The following is a 13,087-nucleotide window of genomic DNA, read 5'->3' on the forward strand; positions in this document are numbered from 1 at the left end:
CGGTTATCCGACCGAAGGCGTCACCGAATGTCACCGAGGTCGACGAGAAGTCCCTCGGGAACCGCCAGCCAGTGCGTCGCCTTCTCGACGTCCGGCCGGTCGTCAGGATACAGCAGGGCACGCTGGCCACCGTCGGCGGTGGGTTCCAGTTCGCTGGTGAGCAGTGCCTCGCTGAACTCGTCCTGTGGTAACGGTGGCCGCGTCTCGATATCCGATGGCGGCGACTCGCTGCTCATAAAGTCTCTACCAGTACGGAACGTATTGTTATACAATCCATAATCCGGTCCGGTGATGAGTTCGGTCGGCCTACCAGGCCCTCCGTCGAGATTACCGCGCCGGATGCAGCTCTCTGTCGAGACTACCGCGCCGGGCGTGACACTGCGCCGAAACTACCGCTCCGGATGTGTCGCCCCGTCGAATCCGCCTCGAACCAGCGGTTTCGCGATGTGGCGCCGCGCGACCGGCGGGACCTCGTACCAGCCCGGTTCGAGGTCGCGCTCGATAGGTCGGTCTACCTTGCCGTCGGCGCTGGTCGAGCAGTCCCGACAGCGATAGCCCTGGTTCCGGCCGGCCGAGGACATTGTCGCCCCGCAGTCGGGACAGGTCGGGGTCGCCGGTTCAGTCCGCACGAGCTCCCGGACCACGAACTTCTCCAGTTTCAGGGTCCCGTCGGTCACCTCGCCACAGACGGTAATCTCGTCGCCCTCACGCAGCGCCCGCACGCGGTCGCGGAACCGTTTGGTTGGTTCGAACGCGGCACACTGGAGCCGGGTCTCGCCATCGGCGATGGGGACGAAGACGTGGCCGCCCTCGCGGGTCTCGGGGGCCGCGGCGACGGTGCCGTCGACGCGGTAGGCGCTGTCCTCGGCCACCGCACCCACGGTGCCGTCCTGCAGGTGGACGTCAGTCCCCTGGTTGGTCACGAACGTCGCGGCCCGGTCGATCGGCTCGCTGTCGATGGCGTCGGCGACGGCTCGGCAAGCGTCGGGGTCGTCGCCCCGAATCCCGTAGAGAATCGGACACGGCGTCCTCGGGACGCAAACGGGGTAGCCCGACGCACGGTCGACGGTGTCCCACACCGCCGAGTAGTGTCTGTCTGCCGCCGCACGGACGCTCTCCGCATCGACGTCGCGCTCCGTCCCCCAGCGGTCGGGCTCGCGGTAGGCGATGTGTTCGTACGTCCAGTCGTCGAGTGCAGCCCAGGCGCCGACAGCAGCCAGCGCGCCGACCAGCCCCCGACCGTTGCCCCGCTGGAGCCGGGCAAAGCCCGCGGTGTCCGCGAGCAGCGTCGCAGTCGTCCGGTCCTGAATCTGCCGAATGGCCTCGACGGCGAAGTCGGCCACCCGCGGTGGGACGTCGTCTGGCGCGCAGTCGGCGACAACGGCGCCGGGGTTGGTCTTCGGGTCGTCGGTCTGTGCCAGCCCGAGGACGTCGCGGGCCAGCGAGCGCGCGCGGTCGGCGTCGAGGTCCGTGTGGACTGCGAGTGCGGCGTTCCCGCGGGTCTTGTGCTCGACGGCCGGGTTGAGCCGGACGAGCAGCAGTCGCTCGACGCGCCCGCCGCTGTCGCGTATCCGGTCGGCCAGCTCGGCGGCCGCGTAGGTCGTACACATCCCCGTCTCCCGGGAATCGGTATCGTCCAGTCCGACGACAGTCACAGACTCGGCTACTGGATTCGACGGGATAGCGGTTTCGTCGCTAGCTCGGACGGGGCTCACTTCGGGACCAGCGAAAAACAACCAGAACGCCCCGGGCGGCCGCGTTCAGACGACAGCACCGCGTCTCCAGTACTGATACCGCAGTCAGGGCGCGACTAACCCAGATTTCAGGACGGCACAACGCATATATGGGGTGAATGGCTTAAGCCCCAGTAGAGAGCAGATGTCACGGTCCGCACTGGTAGGCAACGTAACCGCCATGCTCGAGGACGCCGGGTTCCTCGTGAGCGACCGGTGTGCGATTCGACCGAAGAGCTTCGACATCGCGGCTCGTCGCGGCGAGGACGTGTTGCTCGTGAAGATTCTGGGCAATATCGACGCCTTCGACGCCCGGACCGGCGCGGAGATGCGACGGCTGGGCACCTACCTCAACGCGACGCCCATCGTCGTCGGACTACGAACGCGCGACGAGGAGCTGAAACCGGGGGTGGTCTACTTCCGCAACGGCGTCCCGGTCCTCTCGCCCGATACGGCGATGGACCTGTTCGTCGAGGAGGTGCCGCCGCTCATCTACGCGGCGCCGGGCGGGCTGTACGTCAACATCGACTCGGAGGTCCTCGCGGACGTCCGCGAGGCAAAAGAGTGGTCGCTTGGCAAGCTCGCAAAGGAACTGGGCGTCTCCAGACGGACGGTCTCGAAGTACGAGGACGGGATGGACGCGTCCGTCGAGGTCGCGGCAGAACTCGAGGAACTGTTCGACGCGCCCCTCACGTCGCCGGTCAGCGTACTCGACGGCGCCGAGGAGATACGCGACGAGGAGCCGACGCCGGACGACCCCGACGTGGCGCCCGAGGACGAACCCATCGCCACCGTCTTCACGCGCATCGGCTTCGAGGTCCACCCGACCAACCGCGCACCGTTCAAGACCGTCAACGAGAACGCCCGCCGACGCGAGCAGGTGCTGACGGGCCACTCCGCGTTCACCGAGGCCGCCGAGAAGCGCGCCCGCATCATGTCCTCTGTCGGCCAGGTGACGAAGACGCGGTCAGTGTACGTCGTCGACGAGCTGACACGGGAGTCCGTCGACGGGACGGCGCTAATCGAGGAAGGCGAAATGGAGGATATTCAGGACGCCGACGACCTGCGGGACCTCATCATGGAACGCGGTGAGGAACCCCAGGAGGACGCGGCCTGACAGTCGGTGGGTCCCACGAGGCACGCAGCGTGTCACCGAACAGCGTTGGTCGGATGCGGAAAAAGGCCGGTCACTCACGCCGTACGTGGCCGGGTCAAGAGAGAACCTTACGACCCGTACGTCTCTTCGAGATACTCGACGATATCGTCGGACTCGGGCATGCCCTCGACGCCGTTTTCGTTGTCGACGAGCACCGGGACACCGGTCTGGCCCGATAGCGCCTCGACTTCCGTGCGTTCGCCGTGGGAGCGGGGGACCATATGCGAGTCGTAGTCAAGCCCCAGCTCGTCGAGTTTCTTCGTTACCTTCGCACAGTACGGACACCCCTCCAGCTCGTAGAGTTCGAGATTCGCCATTACGCAACTATCTACACGGTCAATCGGAAAAAGCGCGTCGGTGGTGTGTCCGGACGGTGCCAGACTGCGTCGAGACGTAGGACCCCTGCTCCGCGGATCGCTCCGCTCCCCGCTTCACTTCGAGGTCGCTCCCTGCGGTCGCGACCTCGCTACGGTGCGTCGGCAAGCAGCTCCGAGGCGGTCACGAGCGATTCGAGTTCGAGGTCGGCCTCGGCGAGGTTCTCGCTGGCCCCTTCCTCGCGGTCGACGACGACGAGCACGCCCTCGACGACCGCGCCGGCGTCGCGAAGCGCCTCGGCGGCGTCGATGGCGCTCTGGCCGGTCGTTGCGATGTCCTCGATGACGACGACCGACTCGCCCTCAGTCAGGTCGCCCTCGATGAGATTCCCGGTACCGTACTCCTTCTGACTCTTGCGGGCGATGACGTAGGGCAGCCCCGTCTCGACGCTGGTGACCGCGACCAGCGGGACCCCACCCAGTGCGACGCCGGCAAGTTTGTCGTCGCCGAGGCGCTCGGCGAAGGCCGCGGCGATGAGCTCCAGACAGCGAGGGTTCGTCTCGAAGACGTACTTGTCGACGTAGTAGTTCGAGGTGCCGCCATGGGAGAGCTCGAACTCCCCGTACTTGACGGCATCAGCGTCCCGCAGCGCCGCGATGAGTTCCTGGTTGGCCATACCTGCCGTGAACGGCGAGACGGCTAATGGCTGTTGGAATCGGTGCGTGTCAGCCCGCCGATACCGTCTACAGGTGTCGACATTCATAAGCCGGTCGGCGACGCAGTTCTCCTCGAATGCACGTGTTCGGGTCGAGCGGCGTCCGGGGCGTCGCCGGCGAGGAACTGACGCCAGCAGACGCCATGCAGGTCGCACAGGCGGCGGGGAGCGTGTGGGCCGCTGACACAGACCGGGTCGCTATCGCCCGGGACACCCGGACTACCGGGCGGACCTACGAGAACGCCGCGACGAGCGGCTTCACCGGGCTGGGGTTCGACGTCGACAGGCTGGGCGTCGTCCCGACACCGGGACTGCAGGCCTACTGCGAGGCCGAGGCCGTCCCGGGGTTGATGGTGACGGCGAGTCACAACCCCCCGGCGTACAACGGTATCAAGCTCATCGGCGCCGACGGGGTCGAACTGAGCCGGGCGACCTTAGACGAGGTCGAGCGCGCGCTGGCCGCGGAGCCGAGCCACGCGTCCTGGGACCGGATGGGGACCGACCGCCGGGTCGAGCGCGCCCGACGCGACTACAGGGCCGGCGTCCTCGAGTCCGTCGACCGCGAGCGCATCGCCGGCGCCGACCTCACGGTCGTCGTCGACCCCGGCCACGGCGCGGGGTCGCTCGTCAGCCCGGACCTCTTCCGGGAGCTTGGCTGTACGGTCCACACGGTCAACGCCCAGCCCGACGGCCACTTCCCCGGCCGGAACCCAGAGCCCGTGGCGGCCACGCTCGGGGACCTGCGGAGCTACGTCAGGGCGACCGACGCCGACCTCGGCATCGCCCACGACGGCGACGGGGACAGAGCGATGTTCGTCGACGAGCGCGGCGAGCATATCGACGGCAGCGCGATGTTCGCGGCACTCGCCGCCGCGGAGCTACACGAGGGCGACGGTGTCGTCAGCGCGGTCAACGTCTCCCAGCGTATCGTCGACGTTGTCGAAGACGCTGGCGCCACCCTCTCGCTGACCCCCATCGGCTCGACGTACATCGTCAGTCGCATCGCGGAGCGCCAGGCCGAGGGAACCCACGTCGCGATCGCCGGCGAGGGCAACGGCGGCATCCTCTTTCCGGACTACCGCATCGCCCGCGACGGCGCCTACACCGCCGCCCGCTTCTGCGAACTGCTCGCGGACCACACGGCCAGCGAGCTGGTCGCGCCCTACGACGACTACTACAACGTCCGGCGGAACCTCCACGTCGACGACGAGGCCGCCCGGGAGTCGATGCTCGCCGGCATCGAGGCCCACGCCACCGAGGCGGCGGGCGACCTCGACACGACCGACGGCTGGCGGCTGGACTACGGCGACGGCTGGGTGCTGGCCCGGCCCTCCGGTACTGAGCCCGTAGTCCGGGTGTACGCCGAGGCCCGCACCCCCGAGCGGGCCGAGGAACTCGCCGGCCAGATGGTCGGCGCGGCCGAGCGTGGCGACTAGTCGTCGCCGGTGGTGTGTTCGAGGTGACCTCTCGTCCGGAGAGACGTTCCAGCGGCCTGCTGAATTCGGCCAGTACAGCCACCACGGGCAGTTGCCTGAGACTCACGACGCGGAAGTTAACACATATATCCGACACCAGTGTCTGCCCACGGTATATGCAATTCTGTGACGAGTGTGGTTCGCTGATGCACACGGAGGGCGACACGTGGGTGTGTCGCTCCTGTGAGAACGAGGCGCCGCGGGACTCGAAAGCAGAAGCGGCGATGGCGACCCAGGACGGACAGCGGGACGACGGGGCGCCCGCCGTGGCCGACGCGACCCAGGACGCCACCGAGACGATGCAGGAGCCCTGTCCGGCCGAGGACTGCGAGAGCGACCGGGCCTACTACGAGATGATGCCGAAGCCGGGCGGCTCCTACGAGGTTCGGCTGTTCACCTGCGTCGAGTGCGGCCAGAAGTGGCGCGAGTCCTGACAGCGCACGCGCTATCCAGAAACGGAGCCGAAGACCGGGCAGTGTTCGGCCCCATCGATACCCGAGAACACTCGATTCACAGGCGCAGTGAGCGGCTGGTTCGGCGTCGCCGGTACGAAAGCGGCGAAGCTGCCGCGCTGTATCCAGCGTCCAGTTCCGCACAGCACTACAAGGGGTCGTGCTCCTCGAGCGCGTCCTCGATAGCCGCTTTCTCGTCGCGAGCATCCTGCAGCTCCTCGTCGACGGCGCCGCTCGCCAGGCGCTCGCGTTCGTCGTCGGCCAGTTCCGCCCGTGCGAGCGCGCTCTCTCGGAGGCGCTCGTAGTCTTCCCGGCGGGCCAATGTGCGCACGTCCCGCAGCGCCGTGACGACGTCATCGTCGGCAAAGCCAGAGAGCACCGAGCGGTACTCGCGGACGAGCCACGGGAGGTGGTCGGCCGGCGGCGGGGGCCACCCAACAGTGAGCGGCTCGGCGTCGAGGTTGCGGAGGTAGGTCCGCCGGGTGCCGATGGCCCGCTTGAGCGCAGCGGTGTCGTCGACGTAGTGGTCGAGCTTCGAGGCGGAGTAGTCGGCGTAGTCGAGAAGCTGGGGAATCGTCTCGCTGCCGGCGTCGTAGCGCTGCACGTAGCCAAGCAGGTCCTCGGGCGGGGACTGGAACTCGACAAGCGGGTACGCGTCGGCACGGGCCACTGCCGACAGCACCTCACGGGCCGGCGCCGACGAGCGGAACTCCCGGAACGCCGCCTCGACGGCCTCGTCGTACGTTTCAATGGGGTCTCTGAGGCGCTCGACCGGCGCTTCGAGGTCCGCCTCCCCCAGCCGCTGGAGGCGCTCCAGCTCGTCGATGCGGTCGTCGAGTTCGCCCAGCCGCTTGCTGGCGTCACGGCGGGCCTCCCGGTACCGCTCGCGGGCGTCTTCCCACTCGTCCAGTCGGCCGACCACGTCGCCGACGGGTTCGAGTTTGCGCCGGGCGGTCTCGAAGTCCGACGCGCTGAGCCGGCGCTGCTGGAGGTAGTCGTCGACGGCCTCGAACGTCTCCTTCTCGGGGAGGTCGTCGTCTAAGTCCTCGGCCAGATTCGCGACCCGCCCCTCGAACTCCGTGTAGGCCTGGAAGTTCCCGCTGCCGGTGGCGGTGTCCTCGTAGCGGTCGAGCAGGTCGTGTAGTTCGCGGTACAGCTCCCGGCAGCGACGGAGCTCGTCCTCACCGACGGCCTCGACTCGCTCGCGGGCCTGGCGGCGCTGCGCGGCGGCCGCTTCCAGCCGCTTGGCAGCGTCCGGCATCAGTAGACGTCGTCGGGGTCGAACACTTCTTCGCCGACCGCCTCGCCGTCGACGGTCCGGTAGAAACAGGACTCGTAGCCGGTGTGGCAGGCGCCGCCGGACTGCTCGACCAGATACAGCAAGGCGTCGCCGTCGCAGTCGACCCGCACCTCCTGGATTTCCTGAGTGTGCCCGCTCGTTCCCCCTTTCTTCCAGAGTTCGTCGCGGCTGCGCGAGTAGTAGTGGGCGTAGCCGGTCTCACGTGTCTTCTCGAGGGCCTCCTCGGTGACGTACGCGAGCATCAGCACCTCGCCCGAGTCGGCGTCCTGGGCGACAGCGGGGATGTACTCGTTGTCGTCGAAGGCGAGCGTGACGTCAGTCATGGTCGGAGGGTCGCCTGTCGCTAGTATAGGTCTTTTGCACGGTCGTCCGACGGCACAGTCACGCGAAGCCAAGCGCCGAGAGCAAGGCATACAGCACGTCGCCGTAGGTAAGCGCCGCGACCAGCCCGACGAACATCGGGACGAGGAAGGGGATGCCCGGCGACACCCACACCTCGTCGGCGTCGGCGAGCAGCTCCAGGCCCTCCCGGAGCGTCTCGGGGTCGGTCCCGTAGGCCGACCCGTCGATGTCGTCGAGGAACCGTTCGGCGCCCCAGGGGTCGGCCGTGCCGGCGGTACCGAACTGGTTGGCAGAGCCCGCAATGGGGACGCCCCCGTCCGTCACGAACGAGCCGTCGCCGGGTGGGTTCGGCTCCTCGGGCAGCGAGTCAGGGTTTCTGTACGTCTCCGGGTCGGCCCGGAGTTCCGCCAGCGAGCCGCCGCGCCACTGGAGGTACATCCGGAGGGCGTCGAGGTCCAGTCCCGCACGCGTAAAGCCGTCGGGCGTCTCCAGCAGGCGGCCGTACTCCTCGGGGACGCGCTCGATGGCCACCGGTTTGCCGAGGAACATCGCCCAGGAGAACCGCCCCCGAACGAGGTTGCTCGCCGCGACGCCGAGCGGGTAGACCACCCCAGCCAGCACGGTGTTCGAGAGGATGGTCAGCGAGAAGACGCCGATGCGCGAGGGCTCCAGCGGGAGCGCCATCGAGGTGAGGTAGTAGGTGGGGTACACCGGGAAGAGGCCGGCGATGAGCATGAACGCCTTGGCGTCGGCCCCGCCGAAGCCGCCGATGAGCCAGAACCCGTACGCCAGCGGTGCGACGAAGCCCAGGCTGATGGCGACGCGGATGAAGAACAGGCGGTCGGGTGTCACCCCGGCCGGCCGGCCGAACGCGCCACCGTTCAGGACGGCGTAGGTGTCCCAGCACAACAGTACGACGGCCAATGCGGCCAGCGGGACCCACGTCCTGTTGGGGACGCGACGAGTCTCGATGTCGCGGTAGGCCGCCCAGCCGAAGACGGGGACGGCGAGCAGTCGCAACAGGTCCGGTATCGACCCCTGCACGACTCCCCATCCCACGTCGACTGTCCTAATGGTTCCGGTCGGTCCAGTGCTGAAAGCGAGCGCGTCGGGACGGCGAGCATCGCGAGACGGGACAACGGAGCCAGGCCGCGGGATGGGGCCGCGAGAGCGAGAATCGTACATTGTCATATATTAACGTTCCCGGTAGATTGATTACCATAGCTTGATGTTGAAAGCTGTATGGGCGGGAGACTGGCACGAATTAAACGGCGAATCGGTGGGACCGGCGAGCGGACCAGCAACCACACGAGCGACACGTCGTCCGGGAGGGCGTGAGGATGGGAATCGACAACCCGACACCGACCCAGCAGTACGTCCTCGACCTGCTGGACTCCGAGCCGGGGCTGTCGAACGCCGACATCGCCGAGGAGACGGGAACACACACCGCCGTAGTCCGGGACCTCCGGAAGGCAAAACGGGCGGCCGCGGAAAGCGACGACGACGATGAGAGCCCGGGCACGCTCTCGTCGCGGACGCGAGTGCTCGACGACCTCTCGGGAACGCAGGCGGCCGTACTCCAGCGGTTGGCGAACGACCCCGACCGGTCGAACGCAGAACTGGCCGAGGCAGTGGGGACCCACACCGCGCTGGTCCGTGACCTGCGCAGCGACGTGCAGGCGGAAGTGCTCGCCCACACCCTCCGCAATCCGGCGGCGACGAACGCCGAAATCGCCGATGAGCTGGGGACCCTCACCGCCGTCGTCAGAGACGCCCGGAGCGGGCTCGAGGCGGAGATTCTCGAACGGTCGGTGCGAAACCCCGAGCTGTCCAACGCCGAGCTGGCCGAGGAGCTCGGGGTTCACATCGCCACCGTCAGGGACGCGAGAGCGACCTACGAAGACGGCATCGAGGACATCGACCTCACGCCGAACGACGACGGGGCGACGACGGAGCCGACGGCCGAGGCACCCTCGGCGACGGCCGACGGCGCCTCGGGGATGGGGACCGAGACGATTGTCGCGGTGCTGGTGGGCGTGTTGTTGCTGGTCGCGGTCGTCCTGCTGCTGGTGTGAGGGGCCCAGCAGCTATCCAGTCTGAGAAGCCAGGGACGGATATCCCCGGAAAACCGTGCGTTCAGCGAACGCACGTGTCGGTGATTATATGACGCGGTTCTGCAGGTAGTCGAGGTGCTTGGCGTTGTAGACGATCTTGACCTCGTCGGCGTCGGGACTGCCGATACAGGTCAGTCGGACGTTCTTTTCTTCGACTTCCTCGTCGCTGAGAATCTGCTGCATGTCCATGTCGATCTCGCCTTCGAGGACGATGGCGGCACAGTTCGCACAGGCGCCGGCGCGACAGGAGAAGGGCCAGTCGTAGCCCTGGGCCTCCGCCGCTTCGAGGATATATTCGCCCTCGTTGACTTCGACGGTTCCGTGGTCCTCGTCGTCGAGGTCCAGGTCGCCCGCCTCAGCGAAGACGTCGTCGTCGTACATGTCCCAGCCGTTGTGGTCCACTACTTCGTAGTTTAGGTACTCTACCGTGGGCATCATAGCCGGGTTCGAACCCCGTCCTGTTAGACTTTGCCCTTCGAACAGCCCGGATGTACGATTATGATAGACGCAGCGTCCTCAAAACACTGGAAGAAACCGAAAGACCAGATACGCGGCGACAGTCGCGATGGAGGGAACGACGTTCTGGAGGAAGATGACGCGGGCCGTCGTCGCCGGTTCGAACAGGTCCGAGGCCTTCGGGAGGTCCTCGCGGGACTCCTCGCCGATTGGCTCGGTATCCTTCGGCTCGGGCGTCCCTTTCTTCCCGCCGACGGTCGGGGCGTCGTCGGCGTCGGCGGTCAGCGCCCCGACCGAGACGTCGGGCGCCTCGCGCTTGGTCACCGTATCCGAGAGGCGGGTCATCCGTGTCGCCCGACCCCACCCCAGCCCGACGATGCTCATCGTGGCGATGATGACGAAGCTGGCGGGGATACCGAGCGCAGAGAGGAAGGTGACGATAGTGGAGGCGACCGTGGCGACGACGATTGCGGCCACCAGCGGGAGGTCGGTGAGATCGTTGCCGACGGTGTCCATCGTCCGCCGAGCGATAGTAAAGGCCCCCAGCCCGATGGCGGCCCCGCCCAGCACGATAGCCGGGTAGAGGTCCAGCGAGCCGTTGCCGACAAGCGGCGCGACGGCGTTAGCGACGTTCGACGCCCCCGCCGAAAAGCCCATGTAACAGCCGATACCGATGACGACGGTCGTCCCGACGAACTCGCGGCGGGTCGTGTTCTCGCCCAGCGAGGGGCGGGGAATCACTCCCGAACGGTCGTACGTCAGCAGGGCGCCCTCGCTCTGGGAGACGGCGAACCACGCGACCAGTTTGGGATAGAAGTACCGCCCGATGACGCCGCTGACCCAGAACGCGAGGATGGGTGAGACGAGCCACCAGACGACGATTTCGAGCATCAGGCCGGCGTTGAGCGTCCCTTTCGCGAGTCCCAGCCCGGCGATGGCTCCCACTGCGGTCATCGACGTCGAGGCGGGGACGCCGACGACGTTCGAGAGGAACAGCGCGACGCCGATGAAAAACAGCACGACGATGCTGATAAGCGGCGAGAACTGCGTGGCCACGAGATTGCTCCCGAGGTTCTCGACGACGGCGGGGCCCACGATGAGCCCGCCGGCCATCGCGAACACTGTCATCAGCGCCGCCGCCGAGAATTTCGTGAGGGTGTTCGACCCGACGGCCGGGCCGAACGCCACCCCTGTCGAGGAGCCCCCGATGTTGAAACCGACGAAGATAGCGACGACAACGCCGAGCGCGAAGAGAACCTCGACCATACTGGGCGGTGGCCGTGACGCCGTTAAAGATTACCGACCGCGCGGCCCCCTTGTGGCGAGTGAGCAGTCCACAGACAGTTACGACTCGTCGTCACTGTCCGTCTCTGCCAGCCGCTCGCGCTTCTCGGCGGCGGTCTCCTCGACCTCGCTCGCGGTCTCCTTTGCCGCCTCGACCTCGTCGGTGACGGATTCGGCCGTTTGCTTCGCGTCGCTGGTCTTGTCCTTGACCTCGCTCGTCTTGTCTTTTACTTCGGCCGTCCTGTCCTTGACCTCGGTCGTCTTGTCCCTGGCCTCGGTCGTCGTGTCCTTGGCCTCGCTTGTCTTGTCCCTGGCCTCGGTAACCGTCTCGACGGCGTCGTCGTCACCGGTCTGTGCCGCGGTCTGTTCGACCTCTTCGGCGGACTTCTCGACGTCCTTGGCCGACCGTTCGACGTCCTCGGCGGAGCGCTCGACCTCTTCGGCGGTCTGTTCGACCTCCTCGACAGTCTGTTCGACGTCCTCGGCGGCCTCGTCGACGGTCTCGACGGCCGTCTCGACCTCGTCGGCGGTCGACTCCAGCTCCTCGGCGGTCTGTTCGAGCTGTTCGGCGGCCTCCTCGAGTTCGGCGGCCTTGGTCGCGACGTCCTCGTTCGACCGTTCGAGCACGTCCGCCATCACGAGGAACTGCAGGATGCCGACGACGACGTACGCCGAGATGGCGACGCTCGCGGCGGTCGTGATTACCGACGCGGTGGTCGCAGCGACCGGAACGATGCCGAGGGCGACGGCCCCCCAGGCGAGTGCCAGCCCGATGGCGACGACGGTGACGGCCTGTTCGAACAGCCGGTACTTCTTCTCGTGTGGACCGAACATCACGGCTTCCAACCGGCGAGCGAGCGGGGTGAGAATCAGGATTCCAGCGGACATGGTAGGGAATTCCTCTCGGGCCGGATAAGGGTGTGGGCTGGGCTGCCGGTCGAATGTGCGTGGCGAGACGGCCCCGCCGGGACCGACACCCTTTCGACGGGTCCCGCCCCACTGCCGGTCATGTTCCCGACGTTCGAGGTCGTTCCCGCGGTCGACATGCAGGACGGACAGGTGGTCCAGCTCGTCGGTGGCGAGCGCGGCACCGAGAAGACCTACGGCGACCCCGTCGTAGCGGCCAAGCGGTGGGTCGAGGCCGGGGCCCGGACGCTGCACCTGGTCGACCTCGACGGCGCCTTCGAGGGCGAACGCGAGAACGCCGACGCCATCGACGCGGTTCTCGAGGCGGTCGACGACGACGTCGACGTGCAACTCGGCGGGGGCATCCGCACCGCGGAGGACGCCATCTCCCTGCTAGAGCGGGGCGTCGACCGCGTTATTCTGGGGACCGCAGCCGTCGAGAACCCCGATATCGTCGCCGAGATAAGTGACGAGTACGCCGACAGCGTCCTCGTCAGCCTCGACGCGAAAGACGGCGAGGTCGTCGTCTCCGGCTGGACCGAAGGCACGGGGCTGGACCCGGCCGAGGCCGCACAGCGCTACGCCGACCTGGGCGCCGCGGGAATTCTGTTCACCGACGTCGACGTCGAGGGCCAGCTGGAGGGGGTGCGGACCGACCCCGTCGCGCGGCTGGTCGACGCCGTCGACATCCCCGTTATCGCCAGCGGCGGCGTCGCGACCGTCGAAGACGTGCTGGCGCTGGCGGAGGCGGGCGCGGCGGCCGTCGTCGTCGGCAGCGCGCTGTACGAGGGCGAGTTCACACTGGAAGCGGCACAGAACGCCGTCGACGAGCGGTAGCC

Annotated in this window: 15 protein-coding genes; 5 read left to right on the forward strand and 10 right to left on the reverse strand. The window is 67.5% G+C overall.

All coding sequences use genetic code 11. The annotated features are described in order from the left end of the window. Positions 1-20: 20 nt before the first annotated feature. Together P1K32_RS07215 and P1K32_RS07220 are read right to left on the reverse strand one after the other, a co-directional pair. Positions 21-236: a DUF7511 domain-containing protein gene (locus P1K32_RS07215; protein ID WP_276251995.1), complete on the reverse strand. Its 216-nt coding sequence runs from the start codon at positions 234-236 to the stop codon at positions 21-23. Positions 237-389: 153 nt separating this feature from the next. Further along, positions 390-1,655, reverse strand: coding sequence for a tRNA(Ile)(2)-agmatinylcytidine synthase (locus P1K32_RS07220; RefSeq protein WP_276251996.1), 1,266 nt, complete (start codon positions 1,653-1,655; stop codon positions 390-392). A 223-nt stretch (positions 1,656-1,878) separates the two neighbouring features. On the opposite strand from P1K32_RS07220, the gene P1K32_RS07225 reads away from it, so the two are divergent. Then, complete coding sequence (locus tag P1K32_RS07225) at positions 1,879-2,850, forward strand: transcriptional regulator (RefSeq protein WP_276251997.1); 972 nt, start codon at positions 1,879-1,881, stop codon at positions 2,848-2,850. A gap of 107 nt (positions 2,851-2,957) precedes the next feature. On the opposite strand, the gene P1K32_RS07230 is transcribed toward P1K32_RS07225, so the two are convergent. Both P1K32_RS07230 and pyrE read right to left on the reverse strand, forming a co-directional pair. Continuing rightward, on the reverse strand, positions 2,958-3,206 hold the full coding sequence (locus P1K32_RS07230; RefSeq protein ID WP_276251998.1) for a glutathione S-transferase N-terminal domain-containing protein: 249 nt from the start codon (positions 3,204-3,206) through the stop codon (positions 2,958-2,960). A 149-nt stretch (positions 3,207-3,355) separates the two neighbouring features. Beyond that, positions 3,356-3,880 carry an orotate phosphoribosyltransferase gene (gene pyrE / locus P1K32_RS07235; RefSeq protein WP_276251999.1) on the reverse strand — a complete coding sequence of 175 codons (525 nt, stop codon included), beginning with the start codon at positions 3,878-3,880 and terminating at the stop codon, positions 3,356-3,358. Positions 3,881-3,996: 116 nt separating this feature from the next. On the opposite strand from pyrE, the gene glmM reads away from it, so the two are divergent. Both glmM and P1K32_RS07245 read left to right on the forward strand, forming a co-directional pair. After that, on the forward strand, positions 3,997-5,355 hold the full coding sequence (gene glmM, locus P1K32_RS07240; protein WP_276252000.1) for a phosphoglucosamine mutase: 1,359 nt from the start codon (positions 3,997-3,999) through the stop codon (positions 5,353-5,355). 155 nt (positions 5,356-5,510) lie between these two features. Continuing rightward, positions 5,511-5,828, forward strand: coding sequence for an RPA12/RPB9/RPC11 RNA polymerase family protein (locus P1K32_RS07245; RefSeq protein WP_276252001.1), 318 nt, complete (start codon positions 5,511-5,513; stop codon positions 5,826-5,828). A 166-nt stretch (positions 5,829-5,994) separates the two neighbouring features. Here P1K32_RS07245 and P1K32_RS07250 read toward each other — a convergent pair whose 3' ends face one another. From P1K32_RS07250 to P1K32_RS07260, 3 genes are read right to left on the reverse strand one after another with little or no spacing between them, the layout of a single operon-like run. Continuing rightward, complete coding sequence (locus P1K32_RS07250) at positions 5,995-7,107, reverse strand: DUF7118 family protein (protein WP_276252002.1); 1,113 nt, start codon at positions 7,105-7,107, stop codon at positions 5,995-5,997. Further along, positions 7,107-7,469 carry a phosphoribosyl-AMP cyclohydrolase gene (hisI, locus tag P1K32_RS07255; RefSeq protein ID WP_276252003.1) on the reverse strand — a complete coding sequence of 121 codons (363 nt, stop codon included), beginning with the start codon at positions 7,467-7,469 and terminating at the stop codon, positions 7,107-7,109. The genes P1K32_RS07250 and hisI overlap by 1 nt, the downstream gene beginning before the upstream one ends. Before the next feature lie 58 nt (positions 7,470-7,527). Next, a complete protein-coding gene (locus P1K32_RS07260; RefSeq protein WP_276252004.1) occupies positions 7,528-8,532 on the reverse strand; it encodes an A24 family peptidase in 1,005 nt (334 codons plus the stop codon). A 296-nt stretch (positions 8,533-8,828) separates the two neighbouring features. On the opposite strand from P1K32_RS07260, the gene P1K32_RS07265 reads away from it, so the two are divergent. Further along, positions 8,829-9,563, forward strand: coding sequence for a hypothetical protein (locus P1K32_RS07265; protein WP_276252005.1), 735 nt, complete (start codon positions 8,829-8,831; stop codon positions 9,561-9,563). 84 nt (positions 9,564-9,647) lie between these two features. Here P1K32_RS07265 and fer read toward each other — a convergent pair whose 3' ends face one another. From fer to P1K32_RS07280, 3 genes are all read right to left on the reverse strand, one after another. Continuing rightward, entirely contained in the window at positions 9,648-10,037 is a 390-nt protein-coding gene (fer, locus tag P1K32_RS07270; protein ID WP_276252177.1) for a ferredoxin Fer, read from the reverse strand. 81 nt (positions 10,038-10,118) lie between these two features. Continuing rightward, positions 10,119-11,324, reverse strand: a complete 1,206-nt coding sequence (locus P1K32_RS07275) for an inorganic phosphate transporter (protein ID WP_276252006.1) — start codon at positions 11,322-11,324, stop codon at positions 10,119-10,121. A 78-nt stretch (positions 11,325-11,402) separates the two neighbouring features. Further along, positions 11,403-12,230, reverse strand: coding sequence for a hypothetical protein (locus P1K32_RS07280; protein ID WP_276252007.1), 828 nt, complete (start codon positions 12,228-12,230; stop codon positions 11,403-11,405). 120 nt (positions 12,231-12,350) lie between these two features. Between P1K32_RS07280 and hisA the strand changes: the two genes are divergently transcribed. After that, the gene (gene hisA / locus P1K32_RS07285) at positions 12,351-13,085 is read left to right on the forward strand and encodes a 1-(5-phosphoribosyl)-5-[(5-phosphoribosylamino)methylideneamino]imidazole-4-carboxamide isomerase (protein ID WP_276252008.1); all 735 of its coding nucleotides are present in this window, start codon (positions 12,351-12,353) and stop codon (positions 13,083-13,085) included. The last annotated feature ends 2 nt before the right edge of the window (positions 13,086-13,087 follow it).

The sequence above is a fragment of the Haloarcula rara genome, assembly GCF_029338235.1.
GTDB classification, from domain to species: Archaea; Halobacteriota; Halobacteria; order Halobacteriales; family Haloarculaceae; genus Haloarcula; species Haloarcula rara.

Excerpts from the sequence above, each read along its gene's own strand:
- P1K32_RS07280 (WP_276252007.1), bottom strand. The coding sequence starts at position 12,230 with ATGTCCGCTGGAATCCTGATTCTCACCCCGCTCGCTCGCCGGTTGGAA.
- hisI (WP_276252003.1), bottom strand. The coding sequence starts at position 7,469 with ATGACTGACGTCACGCTCGCCTTCGACGACAACGAGTACATCCCCGCT.
- P1K32_RS07225 (WP_276251997.1), top strand. The coding sequence starts at position 1,879 with ATGTCACGGTCCGCACTGGTAGGCAACGTAACCGCCATGCTCGAGGAC.
- P1K32_RS07250 (WP_276252002.1), bottom strand. The coding sequence starts at position 7,107 with ATGCCGGACGCTGCCAAGCGGCTGGAAGCGGCCGCCGCGCAGCGCCGC.
- P1K32_RS07275 (WP_276252006.1), bottom strand. The coding sequence starts at position 11,324 with ATGGTCGAGGTTCTCTTCGCGCTCGGCGTTGTCGTCGCTATCTTCGTC.
- pyrE (WP_276251999.1), bottom strand. The coding sequence starts at position 3,880 with ATGGCCAACCAGGAACTCATCGCGGCGCTGCGGGACGCTGATGCCGTC.
- glmM (WP_276252000.1), top strand. The coding sequence starts at position 3,997 with ATGCACGTGTTCGGGTCGAGCGGCGTCCGGGGCGTCGCCGGCGAGGAA.
- P1K32_RS07245 (WP_276252001.1), top strand. The coding sequence starts at position 5,511 with ATGCAATTCTGTGACGAGTGTGGTTCGCTGATGCACACGGAGGGCGAC.
- P1K32_RS07215 (WP_276251995.1), bottom strand. The coding sequence starts at position 236 with ATGAGCAGCGAGTCGCCGCCATCGGATATCGAGACGCGGCCACCGTTA.
- hisA (WP_276252008.1), top strand. The coding sequence starts at position 12,351 with ATGTTCCCGACGTTCGAGGTCGTTCCCGCGGTCGACATGCAGGACGGA.
- fer (WP_276252177.1), bottom strand. The coding sequence starts at position 10,037 with ATGCCCACGGTAGAGTACCTAAACTACGAAGTAGTGGACCACAACGGC.
- P1K32_RS07265 (WP_276252005.1), top strand. The coding sequence starts at position 8,829 with ATGGGAATCGACAACCCGACACCGACCCAGCAGTACGTCCTCGACCTG.
- P1K32_RS07230 (WP_276251998.1), bottom strand. The coding sequence starts at position 3,206 with ATGGCGAATCTCGAACTCTACGAGCTGGAGGGGTGTCCGTACTGTGCG.